Source organism: Alphaproteobacteria bacterium, assembly GCA_015231795.1.
Taxonomy (GTDB): Bacteria; Pseudomonadota; Alphaproteobacteria; order Rhodospirillales; family WMHbin7; genus WMHbin7.
On sequence record JADGAX010000002.1, the window covers coordinates 570,201 to 590,785 of the forward strand.

Below are 20,585 nucleotides of genomic sequence, written 5' to 3' on the forward strand. Positions count from 1 at the left end.
TCATGCGCGTCGTCGTCGTCGAATCACCCGCCAAGGCCAAAACGATCAACAAATATCTGGGCAAGGACTATGTCGTGCTGGCCAGCTTCGGCCATGTGCGCGACCTGCCCGCCAAGGACGGCTCGGTCGAGCCGGACAATGATTTCCACATGCATTGGGAAACCGACGCGCGGGGGAAAAAGGCCTTAAGCGAGATATCGAAGGCCCTGAAGGGTGCCGAAAAACTGATCCTGGCCACCGACCCTGATCGCGAGGGCGAGGCCATTTCCTGGCATGTGCAAGACGAGTTGGGCAAGAAGCTGAAGGGCATCGCGGTCGAGCGCGTCGTCTTCAACGAAATCACCAAGACCGCCATCTTGAATGCGATGAAGCATCCGCGCGCCATCGATCAGGAACTGGTCGACGCCTATATGGCCAGACGCGCGCTGGATTATCTGGTGGGCTTTACCTTGTCGCCCGTGCTGTGGCGCAAGCTGCCCGGCTCGCGTTCGGCGGGGCGCGTGCAGTCGGTGGCGCTGCGTCTGGTTTGCGAGCGCGAGTCGGAAATCGAACGGTTCAAGCCCCGCGAATATTGGACGATCGAAGCCGACCTGACCACCAAGGGCGGCGCCCAGGTGACCGCAACGCTCAATCAATTGAACGGCAAGAAGCTGGACAAGTTCGATCTGTCCAACCAGGCCGACGCCATGGCCGCCAAGAAGGCGGTGGAAGCCGGTCCGCTCGATGTCTGGCGGGTCGAAAAGAAGCGGGTCAAGCGCCATCCCTTCGCGCCCTTCACCACGTCAACGCTTCAGCAGGAAGCCTCGCGCAAGCTGGGCTTCTCGGCCAAACAGACCATGCAACTGGCCCAGCGCTTGTATGAAGGTGTGGATATCGGCGGCGAAACGGTGGGTTTGATCACCTATATGCGAACCGACGGCGTGACCATGGCCGAAGAGGCCATCGGCGCTTGCCGCTCGCTGATCACGCGCAATTTCGGCGGCGATTATCTGCCCGCCGCGCCCCGCATCTACAAGACCAAGGCCAAGAACGCGCAAGAAGCGCATGAAGCCATTCGCCCCACCGACATTTTCAGAAAGCCCGAAGATGTGGGCCGCTATCTGGACCGCGAACAACTGCGCCTGTACGAACTGATCTGGAAGCGCACGCTGGCGTCGCAGATGGAAAGCGCCGAGATGGACCAAGTGTCGGCCGATTTCGCCGATGGCGGCAGAAAGACCGTGCTGCGCGCCACCGGCTCGACCATCGCCTTCGACGGCTTCTTGAAGCTGTACCGCGAAGACCGCGACGATCCCGAAGAGGACGAGGGTGAGGGCAAGCGGCTGCCGCCCTTGAACGAGGGCGAAGCGGTTTCGCTCAAGGAAACGCGGCCCATCCAGCATTTCACCGAACCCCTGCCCCGCTACACCGAAGCCAGCTTGGTCAAGAAGCTGGAAGAGCTGGGCATCGGCAGGCCCTCGACCTACGCCTCGATCCTGTCCGTGCTGCAGGAACGCAATTACGTGGTGCTGGACGGCAAGCGCTTCATCCCCGAAGACCGTGGCCGTCTGGTCACCGCCTTCCTGGAAAGTTTCTTCTCGCGCTATGTCGAATACAGCTTCACCGCCGATCTGGAAGAGAAGCTCGACGATGTGTCGGGCGGACGCATGGCTTGGCGCAAGGTGCTTGCCGATTTCTGGAACGCCTTCTCGGCTTCGGTGGGCGAGACCAAGGAATTGCGCGTCTCCGACGTTCTGAACGCGCTTGACGAATCCTTGGGGCCGCACTTTTTCCCGCCTAGGGCCGATGGCACGGATTCGCGCATTTGCTCAAGCTGCGGCACGGGCCGCCTAAGCCTCAAGCTGGGCAAGTTCGGCGCCTTCATCGGCTGTTCGAACTATCCCGAATGCAAGGTCACCAAGCCGCTGGCGGTGGCCAATGGCGAAGCCGGGGCCGATGGCGGCGAACAGGAAGGGCCGAAAATTCTGGGCAAGTCGGCGGCTGGCTATGACGTCACGCTGCGCCAAGGCCCCTATGGCCCCTATGTGCAGGAAGGCGATGCCGACACGCTGCCCCCGGTGGTCAAGGAGACCAAGAAGGGCGGGCGCAAGGAAAGCCCGGCCAAGCCCAAGCGCGTCTCGCTGCCCAAGGGGCTTGAGCCTGCGGCGGTCGATCTGGCCAAGGCGCTGCAACTGCTGACCTTGCCGCGCGAAGTTGGCGTGCATCCCGAGACCAAGACCAAAATTCTGGCAGGCATCGGACGCTTTGGCCCCTATCTTAAATATGGCGAGACGTTCAAATCGATTCCGGCGGGCGACGATGTGCTGACCATCGGCCTGAACCGCGCCGTCGTGCTGCTGGCCGAGCCGAAGCGCGGACGCGGCGGCCAGGCCGCCAAGGCCGAAGGCCGCACGCTTGGCAATCATCCCGAGGACGGCAAGCCGGTGGTGGCGCATAACGGTCGCTATGGCCCCTATGTGGCGCATAACGGCGTCAACGCTACGCTCCCCAAGGACATCGCGCTGGAAGCCGTGACGTTGGAACAGGCCATTCCCCTGCTGGCGGCGCGTAAGGGCAAGGCTCCGGCCAAGAAGCCCTTCAAGCGGGCCGCCAAGAAAGGCTAGCTTATCGACTGATTTGTTCGTAGTCTCGCTCCCAGGTTGAAATGGAGGGTGGCTTGCGACAGGCGATCAATAGCCGGGGTCTTATTTCCTTTCTTGTTTTCGGCGGTTTTCTGGTCATGACTCTGACCGGGCTGGTGCTGTATGTCGTGCCGCCCGGCCGTGTCGCCAACTGGATCGACTGGGCGCTGTTTGGCCTAAGCAAGGAACAGTGGGCCGATATCCACATCACCTTCAGCCTGCTGTTCGTCATCGCCGGAATCGTGCATCTGTTCTTCAACTGGAAACCCTTCCTCCATTATCTTGGAACGCGCCTGTTGGGCCATTTCCAGATGCGCTGGGAAGGCGTCGCCACGCTGGCCATTTTGATCTTGATGGTGGCGGGTACGCTCGCCCCCTGGCCTCCCTTCACGCAAATTCTCGCTTTCAACGAAGTGCTGCGCAATAGCTGGTCCACGGGCGCCGACGCCGAGCCGCCCTTCGGCCATGCCGAAGAAGTGACGTTGCAATCCCTGGCTGATAAAATGCGCTTCGACGCGCAAGAGGCGCTCGACGCCTTGCGGGATGCTGGTCTCCATGCAGAAGGCAAATCCAGTTCAGTCCGCCAAATCGCCAATGCGAACAAGCGCTCGCCATCGGAAATTTACGCCATCATCGCAGCCAAGGCCAGAAAGGGCGGACAGGCCGGTGGGCCGACGGACATGACGGCGCAGGACATCGACGCCAAGTTCGCGGGCACCGGCATGGGACGCAAGACGGTGGCGCAGGCCGCAGCCGATGCTGGCGTTCCCGCCAATCTGGCCATAAACCGATTGACCGCCGCCGGTTTTCAGGCGCTGCCAGACGAGCGGCTAAAGGACATCGCGGCCCGGCATGAGGGGAAGGAAGCCATGGATTTGTTCAAAATCATGGTTGCCGCCAAGCCGTAAAAGACGCGGTGGCTTGTGGCATGCCGCCTTTGACATTAGTCTGAGACGACATGACCCATCGTCCCAAACATCCAGCACCCTTTCCCACCAAGCAACAGTTGCTTGAGTTCATCCGCGAGACTCCCGGCGAGGTGGGCAAGCGCGAGATCGCGCGCGCCTTTCGCATTGGTCCCGCCGACAAACAGGCCCTGAAAGCCTTGATGCGCGAGATGGTTGATGACGGCGTGCTGGAGCGAGGCAGGAAGCGGCGCGTGGCGCGTCCCGGAGCGCTGTCCGACACCGCCATCGTCGAGGTGACCGGCACCGACACCGACGGCGAGCTGATCGCCAAGCCCATCGCCTGGGAACAGGAGGGCAGGCCGCCCCGCATTTTGCTGGCTCCTGAACGGCGCGGCCAAGGCGGGGCCATCGGGGTTGGCGACCGCGTGCTGGCCAAGCTGCGCCGCATCAACGACCATCTTTACGAAGCCAGGCCAATCCGTCGTCTGGCCGCCGAACCGTCGCGCGTGCTGGGCGTTTTCGAGCCGGGCGTCGGCGGCGACGGTCGCTTGCTGTCGGTCGAGAAGCGCGACCGCGCCGAATACATGATCGGGCGCGAAGATGCCGTGGGCTTGCAAAAGGGCGAACTGGTGCTTGCCGAACTGTTGCCGGGTCGCCATTACGGCATGCGCCTCGTCAAGCCGGTGGAACGGTTGGGCGATATGAAGCAGCCTCGGGCGGTCAGCCTGATAGCCATCCATGCCAGGGGCATTCCGGCGGTCTTTCCCGAATCCACGCTAAAGCAGGCTGAGGATTGCAAGGCGACGCCGCTGGGCGAGCGCGAAGACTTGCGCCAAATTCCGCTGGTCACCATCGATGGGGAAGACGCCCGCGATTTCGACGATGCGGTGTTCGCCGAACCCGACACAGATCCGAAGAATCCCGGCGGCTGGCGGCTGCTGGTCGCCATCGCCGACGTGGCTTGGTATGTGCGCACGGGCGATGCGCTGGACAGCGAGGCGCGCAAGCGCGGCAATTCGGTCTATTTTCCTGATCGCGTGGTGCCGATGTTGCCAGAAGCCCTGTCCAACGGCTGGTGTTCGCTGAAGCCAGACGAGGATCGCGGCACGATGGCGGTGCGTATCACCATCGACGCCGACGGCAATATCTTGCGCCATGCCTTCACGCGCGGCCTGATGCGCTCGGCGGCGCGCCTGACCTACGAACAGGTCGAGGCGGCGCATAAAGGAAATCCTGGCGATGCCATCAAGCCCTTGATGGCGCGCTCGATCGAACCCTTGTTCGCCGCCTTCGCCTGTTTGATGAAGGCCAGGGAGCGGCGCGGCGTCCTCGATCTCAACGTCACCGAGCGCAAAGTGTTGCTGGATCAAGAGGGTCAGGTGACGGGCATCGTGCCGCGTCAGCAATTGGACAGTCATCGCCTGATCGAGGAATTCATGATCGCCGCCAACGTCGCGGCGGCGGAAACGCTGGAAAAAATGCATCTGCCCTGCATGTACCGGGTGCATGCCGAACCGGCCCAGGACAAGCTGGAATCCTTGCGCGAATTTCTGTCCTCCATGAGCCTGAACCTAGCCAAGGGCCAGCATCTGACGCCCGCCCACTTCAACCAGATTTTGGCCAAGGTGAAGGGCACGCCCAACGAGGAGCTGGTCAATCAGGTGGTGTTGCGCAGCCAGGCGCAGGCCATCTACGCGCCCGAGAATGTCGGTCATTTCGGACTTAATCTCAGGCGCTACGCGCATTTCACCTCGCCCATTCGCCGCTATGCCGATCTGCTGGTGCACCGCGCCCTCATCAAGGGGCTGAAGGCGGGTGGCGGGGCTTTGCAGCCCGACGAGATGGAAAACTTCGCGGCGACGGCCGAACATATTTCGGGAACCGAGCGGCGCGCCGCTGCCGCCGAGCGCGACGCCATCGACCGCTATACCGCGTTGTTCCTGTCCGACCGCGTCGGCGCTCTGTTCGAAGGGCGCATCGGCGGTGTTACGCGCTTCGGCCTGTTCGTGACATTGGCCGATACCGGGGCGGATGGGCTGGTCATGGCCTCCAGCCTACCCGGCGACTATTACGTTCATGACGAGCGCAGCCATTCCCTGATCGGCAGGCGGACCCGCAAAACCTATCGCTTGGGCGATCCGGTCACCGTGCGTCTGATGGAGGCGGTTCCAGTGACCGGCGGCCTGCGTTTCGAGATCGTCAAACATTCAGGGCCAAAACGTTGACCGAAGGCTTGGCGAAAGCTATTGTCCGCCATTCCACTTCACGGTTCCCCATGCGCCTTCTTCTTCTGATCTGCCTGACCATCGGCATTTTGAACGGTTTCTCCGCGGCGGCGGCGACGGTGGCTCCTCCGTCCGGTCCAAAGTCGGCACAAAGCTGGTATGGCCGCGCCGCCAAGGCGGGCGACGCGCTGGGACAGTATCTGCAAGCCTATCGGCTGGAGCATGGGGTGGGGGTCAAGGCCGACAGCGCCGAGGCCGCCGAATGGTATCGCCGGGCGGCGCAGCAGGGCCTGATCGAAGCTCAGTTCAAGATCGGCGTGATGCGGGCCAAGGGGCGCGGCGTGTCGCGCGATTATGCGGCCGCTAGGCGCTGGTTTCGCCTGTGCGCTACAGAAGGGCTGATTGAGGCGCAATATAATTTGGGCCTGATGACCGACCAGGGATTGGGCGAACCCAGAAACGCTGCCGAAGCGGCGGAATGGTACCGAGCCGCCGCCGAAGCGGGCTTGGCGGCGGCGCAACGCCGCCTGGGCCGCCTGTACCACTTGGGCGACGGCGTGCATCGGGACTGGGCGCAGGCCTTCTTCTGGTATGAGATGGCGGCGCGCCAGGGCGACCGCGAGGCCAAGTCGGCCAAGGAAAGTCTGGCGGGCGACATGAGCAAGCGCGACCTTGAGGCGGCGAACGAACAGATCGCCAACCGTTTAAGGGAATCGCGCGTTCCCGCCTTTCCCCCGCCTCCGAAGGATTACCAATAACGCGATCACCCTTCGGCGAGAAGCCTGGCCAGGGTTTCTGCCAGCAGGGCCGGGTCGAGCGGCTTGGCAAGCTGCGCGTCGGCCAATCCCGCCTCGAGGGGCGGAAAAGGATAGCCCGACATCAACACGGCCTTAAGGCTGGGCCACGCGGTTTTCAGCTCCTGGATCACTTCAGGCCCGCTCATGTCGCCCATCACCACGTCGCACAGGATCAGCGCCACCGGCTGTTCCGCCGCCATGCGCAAGGCGTCCTTGCCGCAAGTCGCCGCCACGGTGCGATAGCCCAGATCGAACAACAGATGCTTCAGGTAATCCAGCACCGCCGGATCGTCTTCGGCGATCAGGATCGTTTCTTCGCGGGGCTGCGATTGAAACTCGTTTCGTTCGTTGACGCGCGCGCGTAGCGGCTTGGCGGTGATGGGCAGCAAGATCTTGAAAGTGGACCCCATCCCCAGTTCGCTTTCAAGCAGCACGGTGCCGCCAGCACTGGTCGCCATGCCATAAACCATGGCTAGGCCCAGGCCGGTTCCTTCGCCTGCCTTCTTGGTGGTGAAGAAAGGTTCGAAAATGCGCTTCTTCAACTCCTCGTCGATGCCGGTGCCGGTGTCGGTCACGCGGGTCACGACATAGTCGCCGGGCGCAATGGACAGCATCTCGGCCTCGGTCGAGCTTAGGCTGGCTCGTTCGGTGGCGATGGAAATCGAGCCGCCCTTGGGCATGGCGTCTCTGGCGTTGATGACCAGATTCACCACGGCCTGCGCCATCTGGCTGGGATTGACGACGGAATACAAGCCGTCGTCGTGCGGCGCGATGTTCAGGCTGACCTTCTCGCCCAACAGGGGGCGCAGGAAGGATTCCAAATCCCAGACCGCTTGGCCGACATCGACGACCTTGGCCTCGGTCGGTTGGTTGCGGCTGAAAGACAGAAGCTGTCCGGTCAGGTCGGTCGCCCGCTCGGAGGCTTTGGCGATTTCGGTGAAGCACAATTCCGCCCGGGCGGCGTTGGACGGATCGCGCAGGCCCATTTCAGAAAAACCGCCCACCGCCGTCAGCACATTGTTGAATTCGTGCGCCAAGCCGCTGGCCAACTGGCCCAGGGCTTCCATCTTGTGCGATTGGCGCAGCCGCTCTTCTTGCTGCTTGATTTCCGAAATGTCGGTCAGCAGCTTGACCACGCCGCCCGACGGGGTGGCGCGCTCGCTGATGACGTACCAGCGTTCGCCCGAAAGCCTGCAAACCACGGGATCGGTATGGCCCAAATGGCGGGCGATGCGCTCGCGCACCCATTCGTCCATTTGCTCGCTGTCATCGACGAATTGGCCGCGCGTGGCCGCCTTCCTTAGAATGTCGATGAAATTGGCGCCCGGCGTCAGAAGGTCGGCGATCAGGGGATAGGCCCCCCGATAGGTTTCGTTGCACATCACCAGCCGCATGTCGGCATCGAACAGCACGAAGCCTTCCGAAATGCTGTCGATGGCTTCGCGGCTTAAGCGCTCCAACCGTTCCATGGCGTCGCGGGCGTCGATCTCGGCCTGATGGCTTTCTCTTAACTGGCGTTCCTGGTCGGCCAGGCGGGCCGATGCGTGATTGATCGCGGTTTGCAGGCGCAGGATCTCGACGGGCGCGTCCGGTTCGTAATTAAGGAACTGGCCTCGTCTTTCCGCCAGTTCCTCGGCAAAGCGCGTGGCAGCGGAAAGGGCCTGCAGGGGGCGGCGCAAGACCAGCGCCACCACGCCCATCATGGTCAGAATGCCGATCAGAATCAGCCCAAGCTCGATGGCCCAATGCTGGGGGCCGCTGTCTTGATGACCGAGCACCTCATGGGCGAAAATGAGCGACGCCAGGATGGTGAAACCGCCCCCGATCGCAAAAACCAACCGGTAGCCGAGACGTTTCGGCAGGTAAGAGGTCAAACTCGGCATGAAGGGATCTTTCCAGGTTGGGGCGAAACGGAGCGCGGGCCATGATTGCCTGTTGCCCGACTGGGATCAAGGGTGGAGACAGGAACGCAATTGCGCTATAACCAGCCATATGGGGACGCATAATCTGCCAGATTCCTTGCTCGATCTTTTGTCGGACGCCGTCATTGTGGCCGATGCGGATTTGCGCATCCAAAAGGTGAACCGCGCCTTCGAGAAAGCAACCGGGTTGACCCTGGGTTTGGTGGCCGGGCGCGATCTGAACGGCTTGTGGACCGAACCCCTGGCCATCATCGACAGCGTGCTGAGCAGCGGACATCCGCAAAGCGGCGAGGCCAGGCTGGAAAAGCCGGGCGGCGAGATCAAGCATTTCTCTGTCAATCTGACGCCGCAGGACGGCGAGGGAACGGGCAGGCCCGGCCTGCTGGCGGTTTTGCATGATTTGGAACAGTCCGGGGCGACCCAATCCAAGGTTGGCGTCGATGCGCTGACCGGCCTGCCCAACCGCTACCTGTTCCACGACCGGGCCGAGCAAAGCCTTCTGAACGCCAAGCGCGCCGCCAAATCGATCGCCATGTTGATGATCGGGCTGGACCGATTTTCCGTGCTGAACGACGCCTTCGGCCATAGCGGCGGCGATGAATTGCTGAAGGAAGTGGCCGAACGTTTGAAGAAATGCGTGCGCGGCTCGGATACGGCGGCGCGCCTCAGCTCGGACATGTTCGGCCTTGTCTTGCCGATTGCCGCCGTCGACGACAGCGTGATCGTCGCCGAGAAGGTGCTGAAATCGATGCGCGAGCCGTTCCGCGTCGATGGGCGCGACGTGGTGCTGTCGGCCAGCATCGGCATCAGCATCTATCCTACCGACGCCGACACCGCCGATCATTTGCAAAAGAACGCCGACAGCGCCATGCATCACGCCAAGTCGATGGGGCGCGACCAGTATCAGTTCTATGCCGGCGAGATGAACGAAAAGGCCAGGAAGCGGCTTGATCTGGAACATCGGTTGCGCCGGGCCTTGTCGGCGGGCGAATTCGTTCTTTTTTATCAGCCGAAAATTCGCGTCGAGGCCGATACGCTGACCGGCATGGAAGCCTTGATCCGCTGGATCGAGCCGGATCGGGGCATGGTGTCGCCCGCCGATTTCATTCCGGTCGCCGAGGAATCGGGGCTGATCGGCCCTATCGGCCATTGGGTGCTGCGCGAAGCCTGCCGCCAGAACAAGCTCTGGCAGGATATGGGGCTGAAGCCCCTGCGGGTGTCGGTCAACGTCTCGGCACACCAGTTTCGCGACCGCAATCTGATCGACAAGGTGCAAGAGGTGCTGGTTGAAACCGGCCTCGATCCCAAATGGCTGGAGCTTGAGCTGACGGAAAGCATGCTGGTGGGCGACATCGAGCAGGTGATCGGCAAAATGAAGACGCTGAGGGATTTGGGCATCCATCTCTCGATCGACGATTTCGGCACCGGCTATTCAAGCCTTAGCTATCTGGCCCGCTTTCCCATCACCACCTTGAAGATCGACCGGGCTTTCGTGAAGGATGTGGAAACCAATCCCTTCACCGCCGAAATCGCCAGGGCCATCATCGGCCTGTCGCGCGGCCTCAATCTTGAAGTGGTGGCCGAGGGCGCCGAGCTGGCCGAACAGGTCGATTTCCTGCGCGAGAATGGTTGTGACATGGTGCAGGGCTTCTATTTCAGCAAGCCCTTGCCGGTGCCCGAATTCGAGGCCCGCCTGATTGCGGCCACCGAAAGAGAAAAGGCGTCGGCTAGCGCCTGACGGCCAGCAAGGCCTTGGCCATTCGCTCAAGGATCGAGATCACGTTCTGCGCCTTTTCTTCCGCGAAGTCGTGGGGTTGGGCCTCGTCCATATAAGCATCCTGGACGATTTCGATCTGAAGCGCATGCACGCCTTGCTCCGGTCGTCCGTAATGGCGGGTGATATGGCCGCCGGTGAAGCGCCCGTCGCGTACGCTTGAATATTGGCCTTGCCCTTCCAGCACGCGCCAAGCGGCGTCGCAGAAGTCTGGGCCAGCGCTTTTACCCTCGGACGATCCCAGATTGAGATCGGGCAGGCGGCCTTCGAAGAATCGCGGCACGCTGTGCGGGATCGAATGGCCGTCCAGCAAGACGCAATGGCCGAAGCGCTTGACGATGGCGTCTATATCCGCGCTAAGCCTCTCGTGATAGGGCTTCCAGAAGGTCTCGATGCGCTGTGCCACCTCTGCATTGTCGGGCGCTTGCCCGTCTCGATAGATGGGCTGCCAGTCGAAGCGGGTCAGGGGAACCAGCTCCGTGTTGTCGCTGCCGGGATAGAGCAGCCGACCCTCGGGGTCGCGGTTCAGATCGATCACGTAACGCGAATGGGTGGCGGCCAGGAACCCCGCCCCGATTCGCTCGGCAAATGCGAAAAGCCGGTCGACATGCCAATCGGTATCGGGAAGCGCCAGGGCTTCGGGCGTCAGCCGGGCGGCCATGTCGGGCGGAAGATAAGTTCCGGCATGCGGAACGTCGATCAAAAGGGGGCTTCCAGCTTCGATCCGTCGCCAGAGTTCCATCGATCGTCCTCTAAGCGCCTTCCAGGCACCACATCAGGATGCCCTTCTGGGCATGCAGGCGGTTTTCCGCCTCGTCCCAAACCACCGACCAAGGTCCGTCGATCACGCCGTCGGTGACCTCCTCGCCCCGGTGGGCGGGCAGGCAGTGCAAGAACAAGGCGTCGGGTTTGGCGTGCGCCATCAGGCTTTCGGTTACGGCGTAGGGTTCAAGAAACTGCTGGCGATTTTCGGATTCGAAACCCATGGAAACCCAGGCGTCTGTGATGACGGCGTCGGCGCCCTTGACCGCGGCGGCGGGGTCCTCGGTCAACACGATCTTGGCGCCCTTGGCGCGGGCCCAGGCCATGATGTCAGCGTCGGGCGGCAGATTGGCCGGGCAGGCCAGACGCATTTCGAATCCGAACAAGGCGGCGGCTTGAATCCAGGTGTTGGCGACATTGTTGCCGTCGCCGCTCCAGGCCACCACCTTGCCGCCGATGGGACCGCGATGTTCCTCCACCGTCATGATGTCGGCCATGATCTGGCAGGGATGCGTGGTGTCGGTCAGGCCGTTGATGACGGGCACGCTGGCATAGGCCGCCAACTCGTCCAGCTTGGCCGGGTCGTTGGTGCGGATCATGATGGCGTCGACATAGCGAGACAGCACGCGGGCCGTGTCGGCCACCGTCTCGCCGCGCCCCAACTGGGTGTCGTGCTGGCCCAGCACCACAACATCGCCGCCCAACTGCTTCATGCCGGCTTCGAAGGAAACGCGCGTGCGGGTCGACGGCTTTTCGAAGATCATGGCCAGGATGCGTCCGCGCAACGGCTGCGGATCGGCGGCGCGCTTGCCTTTGAAGTCCAGTCCGCGCTTTAGCATATGGCGCAGCGTGATCTCGTCGAAACGGTCGAGATTGAGAAAATGACGCGTCATCAAGCCCCCCGGCTTTCCAAGGCGGCTAAAGCCGCTTCAAGTTTGGCGCAGCCTTCCAAGATTTCCTCGTCCGTGACGATCAAGGGCGGAAGGATGCGCAAGACATTGTCGCCCGCCAGAACGGTCAGCAGTCCCTGGGCGTAGCAGGCTTCGGCGATGTCGCCGTTGGGACGTTTGCAGACCAAGCCCTGCATCAATCCCAGTCCCCTTGCCGACAGCAGCAAGGAGGGATGGCGCTCGACCAGCAGGCAAAGACGATCATGCAGCAGGGCGCCCTTGCGGGCGACTTCCTGCAAGAAGCCGGGTTCCTGCATGACGTCCAGCACCGTCTCGGCCACCGCCATCGCCAAAGGATTGCCGCCGAAAGTGCTGCCATGCGTGCCTGCCGTCATACCCTGCGCGGCGCGCTCGCTGGCCAGACAGGCGCCGATGGGAAAGCCGCCGCCCAGTCCCTTGGCCAGCGCCATAATGTCGGGGGCCACGCCCGCCTGCTGATAGGCGAACAGGCTGCCGGTGCGGCCCATGCCGCACTGAACCTCGTCGAAAACCAGCAGCAGGCCGAACTCGTCGGCGGCCAGGCGCAGTTTTTTCAGATAGTCGGTCTCGGCCGGGCGGATGCCGCCTTCGCCTTGCACGGGTTCAACGATAATGGCCGCCGTTTGCCCGGTGATGGCGGCGCGCAACGCATTCATGTTGCCGAAGGGAACCTGATCGAAGCCGTCGACGACGGGATCGAAACCCTTCAAATGCTTTTCCTGGCCGCCCGCCGCGATGGTGGCCAGGGTGCGGCCATGAAAGGCGCCCTCGACCGTGATGCAGCGATAGCGCTCCGGCGTGCCGGTGGTGTCATGATATTTGCGCACCATCTTGATGGCGCATTCCATCGCCTCGGCGCCCGAATTACAAAAGAAGGCGGTATCGGCAAAGCTGGCCTCGACCAAGCGCGCCGCCACCCTTTCCTGGCCCGGCACGCGATACAGATTCGAACAATGCCAGAGTTTCTGCGCCTGGGCGGTCAGGGCCGCCACCAGCCTGGGGTGCGCATGGCCAAGCGCGTTGACCGCGACGCCCGCTCCGAAATCCAAAAAGCGCCTGCCATCGACGCTTTCCAGCCAGCAGCCTGCGCCCCGCTCGAAGGCAAGGTCGGCTCTGGCATAAGTCGGCATTACGGCGCTGATCATTGCTCTCCTCTAGGGGAAAACCCCCAGTGTTCCAAGGAAAGCGGCAGACTATGGGCGTTCGTCCGATTTCTGTCAACGAGCAGGCAAGGCAGGCCTGGCGCTTGTGGAAAACTCTTGTTTGACTCCGACCCGATTGCCCCACTATGTTGTGGTCGGATTGGGGTGGAAACCACAAGATACAGGGGCAAGGAGGGGTTATGGCCTGGACCGATGAAACGATCAACGAACTGACGCGTTTGTGGCAGCAGGGCTTGTCGACCAGCGAAATTGGGCGGCGGATCGGCATGTCGAAGAACGCCGTGGTCGGCAAGGCGCACCGCCTGGGCCTGATCGCCAGACCGTCGCCGATCAAGCGGGCCGCCCCCGTGCAGCCCCAGCCGCCCAAGGTGGTGCCCTTCAACAATCGCGGCGGCTGCTCCTGGCCGATCGGCGATCCCAGAAAAGACGATTTCCATTTCTGCGGCGAGCAAGCCATGAACGGCAAGCCCTATTGCAGCCAGCATGCGGCGATCGCCTATATCGCCCCCAAAAGCAATCACAAGTCGGAAGACGCGGCCTAACAACCGCCTCCAGGACTTGCCAAGTGAAAACCCCGGAGAAGAAATCTCCGGGGTTTTTCTTATGCCCGCTTTCAAATCACAGTGAAGCGTTAAATATGATGCGCGCTGCGGCGCGCGCCGGGCTGGTGGCGGGTCAGATAGGCGGGGATGATCGCCTCGGGCGCGGTCGGGCGGATGCCCAATTCCTTCAGTCCGGGATGCTTGCCGGACGGTACATTATCCCTGGCCAGCAGCTTCATCTGGTCGGGCGTCAGGGGGGGCTTGGGCAGGAATTGCAGGAAAAAGGCCTGAATCTTGCCGACGAAGGGGGGCAGGGGCAGGATGGCCGGGCTGCGCTTGATGGCGGTGGCCACCATTTCCATCACTTCCTTCATGCGGATGGGGCGCGGGCCGGCGATCTCGAAGGTGCCGCCCTTGGCATCGGGCTTGTTCAGCACGGCCAGGATGGCGTCGGCCAGATCGCCCACATAAACCGGCTGGAAGGCGGCCCCGCCCGATCCGAACAGATCGAAGTCGAAGCTAAGGTCCTGCAGCGAGAATTTAGGCCTGAAGCCGTCGGATACGAAAACCGGCAACATGCGGGTCAGGCGGGCCAGATTGGCGAAGCGGTTGAAAAAATCGTCATCGGGTCCGAAAACGACGCTGGGGCGCATGATGACGGCATCGGGGAACTGGGCCAGCACCTCGGCCTCGCCCTTGGCCTTGCTGCGGGCATAGGCCGAAGGCGAATTGGCGTCGGCGCCCAGGGCCGAAACATGGACTAGGCTTTGAACGCCCGCCGCCTTGGCGGCCTGGGCGATCCGCTTGGCACCCTCGACATGGATGGTTTCGAACTTGGCGGCGCCGCTTTCATAAAGGATGCCGACCAGATTGATCACGGCACTTGCCCCTTCTACGGCCCTGGCGATGGCGGTCTTGTCGCGCAGATCTGCCTTGATGGGAATGACCTGCCCAACCTCGCCCATGGGCTTCAGGAAAGCGGCTCCGATGGGGTCTCGCACGGCGGCGCGCACCGTGGCGCCGCTGGCCGCCAACCGTTGCACCACTTGGCGCCCAATGAACCCAGAAGCGCCAAAAACCGTCACCACACAGCCGGACATGCCATCCTCCCCAAAATAAAACTGGGGGAAGGTTACACAGCCAGCCAAGTTTCGTCCATCCCGCGCTTGACATCGGCGCTTTGTCGGGGTATCGCTCGCCCTCCCAAGAAGTGCCCCTGCCCAGGTGGCGGAATTGGTAGACGCGCTAGATTCAGGTTCTAGTGGCTGAAAGGTCGTGGAAGTTCGAGTCTTCTCCTGGGCACCACTTTCTTGGCGGTCGCATTTTGGCCGGGGCGTCGGGGGATGCCTGACAGGGGATTTGGGAAAGGAAGCCCGAATGGCCAATCATCTGCACCATGGCGACCTGCCCGAAGGGCTTGATCTCGGCCCCGTCATCGCCATCGACACCGAAACCATGGGGTTGAACCCCATGCGCGACCGGTTGTGCGTGGTGCAATTGTCGTCGGGCGACGGCAACGCCCATCTGGTCCATTTCCAAAACCGCTATGAAGCGCCGCGCCTGAAAGCGATGCTGGCCGATCCCAAGCGCCTGAAAATGTTCCATTACGCCAGGTTCGACATCGCCATGCTGGCCCGCTGGCTGGGCGTGACCTGCGCGCCGGTTTATTGCACCAAGATCGCCTCCAGGCTTACCCGGACCAATACCGACAAGCATGGGCTGAAGGATTTGTGCCGCGATCTTTTGGGCGTCGAAATGTCCAAGCAGCAGCAGACCAGCGACTGGGGAGCGGCCGGCCTGACCGCCGAACAGTTGGCCTATGCCGCTTCCGACGTTCTGCATCTGCATGCCCTGAAAGCGAAGCTGGACGATCTGCTGCTGCGCGAGGGCCGCAAGGCCCTGGCCGATTCCTGCTTTTCCTTTCTGCCCACCCGCGCTGCCCTCGATCTCTTGGGCTGGGACGAAGAAGACATCTTCGCGCACTAATTTGGGCATCGGGGCCGCCATTCATTGACCTTGGCGGCTGGGCCGGGCATAATCCATGCAAAGACGGCGCCAAGTTGAAAATGGCTTTGGCTGCCATCGTTCCGCCATCATGAATGGCAAGACTGGCTCTTGATCTGAACGCCCGGCAATGACGCCCATGACGAATAAGACCGTTTCGACCGCGCAGGCCGACCTCGACTCGGCGCGCCGCGTCCTGTCTCTGGAAGCCCAGGCCCTGCAAAGCATGGCCGAGGGGCTGGACGGCGCCTTTTTGAAAGCGCTGGACATCCTGGCCGCCGTCGCGGGCCGGGTGGTGGTCAGCGGCATGGGCAAAAGCGGCCATGTCGGCCATAAGATCGCGGCGACCCTGGCCTCCACCGGCACGCCCGCCGTTTTCGTGCATCCGGCCGAGGCCAGCCATGGCGATCTGGGCATGATCACCGCCAAGGATGCCGTGCTGGCCCTGTCCAATTCCGGCGAGACCGCCGAACTGTCCGACCTGATCGCCTATACGCGCCGCTTCGCCATTCCGCTGGTCGGCATCACGTCTCGCGAGAGCAGCAGCCTGGGCGAGGCCGCCGACGTGGCCCTGGTCCTGCCCACCATGAGCGAAGCCTGTCCGATGGGGCTGGCGCCCACTACCTCGACCACCATGATGCTGGCAATGGGCGACGCGCTGGCGGTGACGCTTCTCGAACGCAGGGGCTTCACCGCCGCCGATTTCCAGATGCTGCATCCCGGCGGCGCTTTGGGCCGCAAATTGCTGAAAGTGTCCGACTTGATGCATCAAGACGGCGAGGTTCCTTTGGTCGCGCCGGATCAGCCCGTGGCCGAGGCGTTGTTGGTTATGACCAACAAGCGGTTCGGCTGCGCTGGCGTTGTCGGCCCCGATGGTTTGCTGGCGGGCATCGTCACCGATGGCGATCTGCGCCGCCACATGTCTGACGGCATGCTGAAGAAGACCGCCCGCGAGATCATGACCCGCGATCCCAAAACCGTGCGCCCGCAGATTCTGGCCGCCGAGGCGTTGCGCATCATGAACGCCAGTTCGATCACCACGCTGTTCGTCGTCGAGGCCGGCAAGCCGGTCGGCATCCTGCACGTCCACGACTGCCTTCGGGCAGGTGTGGCATAGGAGGCGTCATGGTCCATATCGACAGCCGCTTGGCGCTTCGCTCCTCCGATCGGACGCGCGATCTGTTGGCCGCGGGCGACATCAAGACCCGCGATCCCAGCTACACCCGCTTCGTCGGCATGATGAAGATCATCCTGCCCGCCGTGGCGGCGCTGGTCCTGGGGCTGGTGCTGATCTGGCCGCAGATCGTGGGCAAGGACGAGCGGTTCAGGGTCAGCTTTTCGAACATCAACACCAAGGACGTCGATACGCTGTCCATGGTCAATGCCCGCTATTTCGGCACCGACAAGGACAATCAGCCCTTCACCGTCACCGCCGACGCCGCCACCGAGGCGTCCAAGGGTGCCAAGGCGGTCGAATTGGAAGCGCCCAAGGCCGACATGATGACCCGCGACAACCAGTGGCTGGCCCTTTCCGCCGACAATGGTTTGTACAGCCAGCCGTCCAGCACGCTCGATCTGTTGGGCAACGTCAATCTGTTCCACGACAAGGGCTATGAAATTCACACCCAAAGCGCTCAGGCCGACCTGAAAATGGGCACGGCGTCGGGCGACGATCGGGTGCGCGGCCAGGGACCCTTCGGGGCGCTGACCGCCGACGGCTTCAGACTGTACGATAAAGGGGCGCGCATCATTTTCACCGGCAAAGCCCATCTTGTTCTCGACCCCAAGGCGGGCATGCCCAAAAAATGATGACTGGTTGGCGCATTTTTCTGATGGCGGTGCTGGTTGCTGCGGGGTTCGCGGCAAGGCCGATGGCCGCTGGTCTCGATTTCACGGGCGGCGGGCCGGAAGGCGCTGTCGACGTCACGTCGGATCAGGGCATCGAATGGATGCAGCGCGAGCAGAAGTTCATCGCCAAAGGAAACGCAAGGGCGATTCGCAACAACGTGACCGTCCATGCCGACGAACTGGTGGCGCATTATCGCGACCGCAAGGAAGGCGGCGGCACCGAAATCTGGAAGCTGGAAGCGATCGGCCATGTGCGCATCATTTCCGCCGACACCAAGGTGACGGGCGATACCGCGGTCTACGACATCGACAATGTGCTGTTGGTGATCAAGGGTACGCCGGTCGCCAAGCTGCAAACGCCGACCGACACCGTGACGGCCACCGACAGTCTGGAATATTGGGAGGCCAAGCGCGTGGCGGTGGCCAGGGGCGACGCTTTCGTGCAGCACGACGACAAACGCCTGCGTGCCGACACCATCACCGCCGATCTCAAGGAAGACAAGAACGGAAAGCTGGAAATCAAGCAGGCCAACGCGTTCGGCAATGTGCTGGTGCGCACGGCCAATGACGTCGCCACCGGCGACAAGGGCATCTACTACACCGAAAGCCAGCTGGCCACGTTGACCGGCAACGTGAAAATCACCAGGGACAAGAACCAGTTGAACGGCGGCTATGCGGAAGTGAACATGGCCACCGGCGTCAGCAAGCTGTTTCCGGCGGCGCCCGGAACGGCGGGAACGCGCGTGCAAGGCATTCTGGCCCCCGATGGCGGGCGCAAGAAGAAATGAGCAGCTCCTCCGATTTCGATCAGCCGCTTTCGCCTTTGAACGTGCCGGCCCGCGCCGCCGGTCGCGGCTTGGTGGCGCGCCATATCGGCAAGCGCTACAAGCGCCGTCCGGTGCTGAGAGACGTCACGGTCACCGTCCAGCGCGGCGAGGCGGTGGGGCTGCTGGGTCCCAACGGTGCGGGCAAGACCACCTGCTTTTACTGCATCACCGGCTTGATCACGCCGGATTCCGGCTCGATCGAGTTGGACGGACAGAACATCACCGATCTGCCCATGTATCGGCGCGCTCGGCTTGGCATCGGCTATTTGCCGCAAGAGGCTTCGATTTTCAGAGGCCTGTCGGTTTCCGAAAACATTATGGCCGTGTTGGAAGTCACCGAGCTTGATTCCGAGAAGCGCGAACATATGCTGGAAGCGCTGCTGACCGAATTCTCGATCAGCCATCTGGCCGACGCGCCCGCGGTGGCGCTGTCGGGCGGCGAACGCAGGCGCGTCGAAATCGCCAGGGCCTTGGCCTCGCGCCCGCACTTCATTTTGCTGGACGAACCCTTGGCGGGCATCGATCCCATCGCGGTCTCCGACATCCGCGATCTGGTGGCGCATCTGAAGGATCGCGGCATCGGGGTTCTGATCACCGACCATAATGTGCGCGAGACGCTGGACATCATCGACCGCGCCTACATCTTGCACGAAGGCCATGTGCTGATGGAGGGCAGGCCCGACGAGATCGTGGCGCATGCCGATGTGCGCCGGGTCTATCTGGGCGAGAAATTCAGCCTCTAGGAGAGCAAGACATGGTGCTTGCCCCAAGACTCGATCTTCGCCAAGCCCAAACATTGGTCATGACGCCGCAACTTCAGCAGGCGATCAAGCTCCTACAACTCAGCAATCTTGAACTGACCGCCTATGTCGAGCAGGAGCTTGAACGCAATCCGCTGCTCGAGCGCGAGGATGGCGAGGCGGACGCCAGAATTTCGGACGCCGAAAGCCAGAACGCATCGCCCGAGCGCGAACGGGCGGAAGAGCCGCTGGTCGATACGGCGCCGGGCACGGAAGAATCGAAGCTGGACATCGACGTCGACAACCAGTTCAACAATGACAGCGCTTCCGATGGCGACGGCGAGGGTTGGCAAGGATCGTGGGAGGGCCGCGGCGGGCGCTCCGACTTTCTGGACGACGAGTCCGATCTGGCGCAAACCGTGGCCAGCCAGAAAAGCCTGCGCGATCATCTGATCGACCAACTGAATCTGGATGTGCAAAATCCGGTCGAACGCATGATCGGCCTGCATCTGATCGACATGCTGAACGAAGCGGGCTGGCTGATCGGCAATCTGGAAGAGGTGGCCGCCCGGCTGGGCTGCCCGCTTTCCCGCGTCGAGAAAGTGTTGGCCTGCCTGCAGGCCTTCGACCCGCCCGGCATTTTCGCCCGCAGCCTCAAGGAATGTCTGGCGCTGCAGTTAAAGGACAAGAACCGGCTGGACCCGGCCATGCAGGCCCTGCTGGACAATCTGGAGCTGCTGGCCAGGCGCGACATGGCTGGCCTGTTGAAGATTTGCGCCGTCGACGCCGAAGACCTAGCCGACATGATCAACGAAATACGTGCGCTTGATCCCAAGCCAGCTCTGGCCTTCGATCATGAAATCACGCAAGCCATCGTGCCCGACGTGCTGATGCGCCCCTTGAAGGGGGGCGGCTGGGTGGTGGAGCTGAACAACGACACTTTGCCTCGCGTGCTGATCAACACGCGCTATCATGCCGAGATCAGCAAGCGCGCCAAGAACAGGGACGAGAAGCAATTCATCGCCGAGCGTTTCCAATCGGCCAACTGGCTGGTGAAAAGCCTGCATCAGCGGGCCACCACCATCCTGAAGGTGGCGACCGAGATCGTGCGCCAGCAGGAAGGCTTCTTCGAACATGGCGTGGCGCATCTGAAACCCTTGGTGCTGCGCGACATCGCCAACGTCATCGGCATGCATGAAAGCACGGTCAGCCGCGTCACCTCGAACAAGTACATCTCAAGCCCGCGCGGCATTTACGAACTCAAATATTTCTTCACCCAATCCATCGCGGCGTCCGGCGGCGGCGACGCCCATTCCGCCGAATCGGTGCGCCACCGCATCAAGGAACTGATCGACGCCGAACCGCCCAAGGACATTCTGTCCGACGACAAGCTGGTGGACATCTTGAAGAAGGAAGGCGTCGACATCGCCAGGCGCACGGTGGCCAAATACCGCGAGTCCCTTAAAATACCTTCTTCGGTGCAGCGAAGGCGCGAAAAATCGATCGGCCTGTAGGAATTGGAT

17 protein-coding genes and 1 tRNA gene are annotated in these 20,585 nt (G+C 62.3%); 13 read left to right on the forward strand and 5 right to left on the reverse strand.

Annotated features, from left to right (window positions below):
• The first annotated feature begins 2 nt into the window (after positions 1-2).
• Genes topA through HQL44_06930 form a run of 4 tightly spaced genes read left to right on the forward strand, consistent with a single transcriptional unit; the run spans position 3 to position 6,512 of the window.
• On the forward strand, positions 3-2,603 hold the full coding sequence (topA, locus tag HQL44_06915; GenBank protein MBF0268307.1) for a type I DNA topoisomerase: 2,601 nt from the start codon (positions 3-5) through the stop codon (positions 2,601-2,603).
• A 53-nt stretch (positions 2,604-2,656) separates the two neighbouring features.
• A complete protein-coding gene (locus tag HQL44_06920; GenBank protein ID MBF0268308.1) occupies positions 2,657-3,529 on the forward strand; it encodes a DUF4405 domain-containing protein in 873 nt (290 codons plus the stop codon).
• A 50-nt stretch (positions 3,530-3,579) separates the two neighbouring features.
• Positions 3,580-5,754 (forward strand): ribonuclease R, encoded by a 2,175-nt coding sequence (gene rnr / locus HQL44_06925; protein ID MBF0268309.1) that lies wholly within the window; start codon positions 3,580-3,582, stop codon positions 5,752-5,754.
• Positions 5,755-5,804: 50 nt separating this feature from the next.
• Positions 5,805-6,512, forward strand: coding sequence for a sel1 repeat family protein (locus HQL44_06930; GenBank protein ID MBF0268310.1), 708 nt, complete (start codon positions 5,805-5,807; stop codon positions 6,510-6,512).
• Between the two features lie 5 nt (positions 6,513-6,517).
• On the opposite strand, the gene HQL44_06935 is transcribed toward HQL44_06930, so the two are convergent.
• A complete protein-coding gene (locus HQL44_06935) occupies positions 6,518-8,434 on the reverse strand; it encodes a PAS-domain containing protein (protein MBF0268311.1) in 1,917 nt (638 codons plus the stop codon).
• Positions 8,435-8,543: 109 nt separating this feature from the next.
• Here HQL44_06935 and HQL44_06940 point away from each other — a divergent pair, with 109 nt between their 5' ends.
• Positions 8,544-10,211 (forward strand): EAL domain-containing protein, encoded by a 1,668-nt coding sequence (locus HQL44_06940; protein MBF0268312.1) that lies wholly within the window; start codon positions 8,544-8,546, stop codon positions 10,209-10,211.
• Here the strand turns inward: HQL44_06940 and hutG are convergent.
• The 3 genes from hutG to HQL44_06955 are packed head-to-tail and all read right to left on the reverse strand — an operon-like array spanning position 10,201 to position 13,083.
• Positions 10,201-10,989 (reverse strand): N-formylglutamate deformylase, encoded by a 789-nt coding sequence (hutG, locus tag HQL44_06945; protein ID MBF0268313.1) that lies wholly within the window; start codon positions 10,987-10,989, stop codon positions 10,201-10,203. The two genes, HQL44_06940 and hutG, sit on opposite strands and share 11 nt — an antisense overlap.
• A gap of 10 nt (positions 10,990-10,999) precedes the next feature.
• On the reverse strand, positions 11,000-11,902 hold the full coding sequence (gene argF, locus HQL44_06950; GenBank protein ID MBF0268314.1) for an ornithine carbamoyltransferase: 903 nt from the start codon (positions 11,900-11,902) through the stop codon (positions 11,000-11,002).
• Positions 11,902-13,083 (reverse strand): aspartate aminotransferase family protein, encoded by a 1,182-nt coding sequence (locus HQL44_06955; protein ID MBF0268315.1) that lies wholly within the window; start codon positions 13,081-13,083, stop codon positions 11,902-11,904. The genes argF and HQL44_06955 overlap by 1 nt, the downstream gene beginning before the upstream one ends.
• A gap of 197 nt (positions 13,084-13,280) precedes the next feature.
• On the opposite strand from HQL44_06955, the gene HQL44_06960 reads away from it, so the two are divergent.
• The gene (locus HQL44_06960) at positions 13,281-13,643 is read left to right on the forward strand and encodes a global cell cycle regulator GcrA-like protein (protein ID MBF0268316.1); all 363 of its coding nucleotides are present in this window, start codon (positions 13,281-13,283) and stop codon (positions 13,641-13,643) included.
• An 89-nt stretch (positions 13,644-13,732) separates the two neighbouring features.
• On the opposite strand, the gene HQL44_06965 is transcribed toward HQL44_06960, so the two are convergent.
• Positions 13,733-14,743, reverse strand: coding sequence for a complex I NDUFA9 subunit family protein (locus HQL44_06965; protein MBF0268317.1), 1,011 nt, complete (start codon positions 14,741-14,743; stop codon positions 13,733-13,735).
• Between the two features lie 118 nt (positions 14,744-14,861).
• Here HQL44_06965 and HQL44_06970 point away from each other — a divergent pair.
• The 7 genes from HQL44_06970 (at position 14,862) to rpoN (ending at position 20,576) form a co-directional block, all read left to right on the forward strand.
• Positions 14,862-14,948: transfer RNA gene (locus HQL44_06970), tRNA-Leu, on the forward strand.
• A gap of 72 nt (positions 14,949-15,020) precedes the next feature.
• Positions 15,021-15,629, forward strand: coding sequence for a ribonuclease H-like domain-containing protein (locus HQL44_06975; protein ID MBF0268318.1), 609 nt, complete (start codon positions 15,021-15,023; stop codon positions 15,627-15,629).
• Between the two features lie 157 nt (positions 15,630-15,786).
• Positions 15,787-16,764 (forward strand): KpsF/GutQ family sugar-phosphate isomerase, encoded by a 978-nt coding sequence (locus HQL44_06980; GenBank protein ID MBF0268319.1) that lies wholly within the window; start codon positions 15,787-15,789, stop codon positions 16,762-16,764.
• An 8-nt stretch (positions 16,765-16,772) separates the two neighbouring features.
• Positions 16,773-17,456 carry an LPS export ABC transporter periplasmic protein LptC gene (lptC, locus tag HQL44_06985; protein MBF0268320.1) on the forward strand — a complete coding sequence of 228 codons (684 nt, stop codon included), beginning with the start codon at positions 16,773-16,775 and terminating at the stop codon, positions 17,454-17,456.
• Positions 17,453-18,283 (forward strand): hypothetical protein, encoded by an 831-nt coding sequence (locus HQL44_06990; GenBank protein ID MBF0268321.1) that lies wholly within the window; start codon positions 17,453-17,455, stop codon positions 18,281-18,283. Before lptC ends, HQL44_06990 begins: the two co-directional genes overlap by 4 nt.
• Positions 18,280-19,065 carry an LPS export ABC transporter ATP-binding protein gene (gene lptB, locus HQL44_06995; GenBank protein ID MBF0268322.1) on the forward strand — a complete coding sequence of 262 codons (786 nt, stop codon included), beginning with the start codon at positions 18,280-18,282 and terminating at the stop codon, positions 19,063-19,065. The genes HQL44_06990 and lptB overlap by 4 nt, the downstream gene beginning before the upstream one ends.
• 11 nt (positions 19,066-19,076) lie before the next feature.
• Positions 19,077-20,576, forward strand: a complete 1,500-nt coding sequence (gene rpoN / locus HQL44_07000; GenBank protein ID MBF0268323.1) for an RNA polymerase factor sigma-54 — start codon at positions 19,077-19,079, stop codon at positions 20,574-20,576.
• The last annotated feature ends 9 nt before the right edge of the window (positions 20,577-20,585 follow it).

Bases quoted from the DNA above. Each gene is read 5' to 3' on its own strand.
- topA (MBF0268307.1), top strand. From the start codon at position 3: ATGCGCGTCGTCGTCGTCGAATCACCCGCCAAGGCCAAAACGATCAAC.
- rnr (MBF0268309.1), top strand. From the start codon at position 3,580: ATGACCCATCGTCCCAAACATCCAGCACCCTTTCCCACCAAGCAACAG.
- HQL44_06930 (MBF0268310.1), top strand. From the start codon at position 5,805: ATGCGCCTTCTTCTTCTGATCTGCCTGACCATCGGCATTTTGAACGGT.
- HQL44_06935 (MBF0268311.1), bottom strand. From the start codon at position 8,434: ATGCCGAGTTTGACCTCTTACCTGCCGAAACGTCTCGGCTACCGGTTG.
- HQL44_06940 (MBF0268312.1), top strand. From the start codon at position 8,544: ATGGGGACGCATAATCTGCCAGATTCCTTGCTCGATCTTTTGTCGGAC.
- hutG (MBF0268313.1), bottom strand. From the start codon at position 10,989: ATGGAACTCTGGCGACGGATCGAAGCTGGAAGCCCCCTTTTGATCGAC.
- argF (MBF0268314.1), bottom strand. From the start codon at position 11,902: ATGACGCGTCATTTTCTCAATCTCGACCGTTTCGACGAGATCACGCTG.
- HQL44_06955 (MBF0268315.1), bottom strand. From the start codon at position 13,083: ATGATCAGCGCCGTAATGCCGACTTATGCCAGAGCCGACCTTGCCTTC.
- HQL44_06960 (MBF0268316.1), top strand. From the start codon at position 13,281: ATGGCCTGGACCGATGAAACGATCAACGAACTGACGCGTTTGTGGCAG.
- HQL44_06965 (MBF0268317.1), bottom strand. From the start codon at position 14,743: ATGTCCGGCTGTGTGGTGACGGTTTTTGGCGCTTCTGGGTTCATTGGG.
- HQL44_06975 (MBF0268318.1), top strand. From the start codon at position 15,021: ATGGCCAATCATCTGCACCATGGCGACCTGCCCGAAGGGCTTGATCTC.
- HQL44_06980 (MBF0268319.1), top strand. From the start codon at position 15,787: ATGACGAATAAGACCGTTTCGACCGCGCAGGCCGACCTCGACTCGGCG.
- lptC (MBF0268320.1), top strand. From the start codon at position 16,773: ATGGTCCATATCGACAGCCGCTTGGCGCTTCGCTCCTCCGATCGGACG.
- HQL44_06990 (MBF0268321.1), top strand. From the start codon at position 17,453: ATGATGACTGGTTGGCGCATTTTTCTGATGGCGGTGCTGGTTGCTGCG.
- lptB (MBF0268322.1), top strand. From the start codon at position 18,280: ATGAGCAGCTCCTCCGATTTCGATCAGCCGCTTTCGCCTTTGAACGTG.
- rpoN (MBF0268323.1), top strand. From the start codon at position 19,077: ATGGTGCTTGCCCCAAGACTCGATCTTCGCCAAGCCCAAACATTGGTC.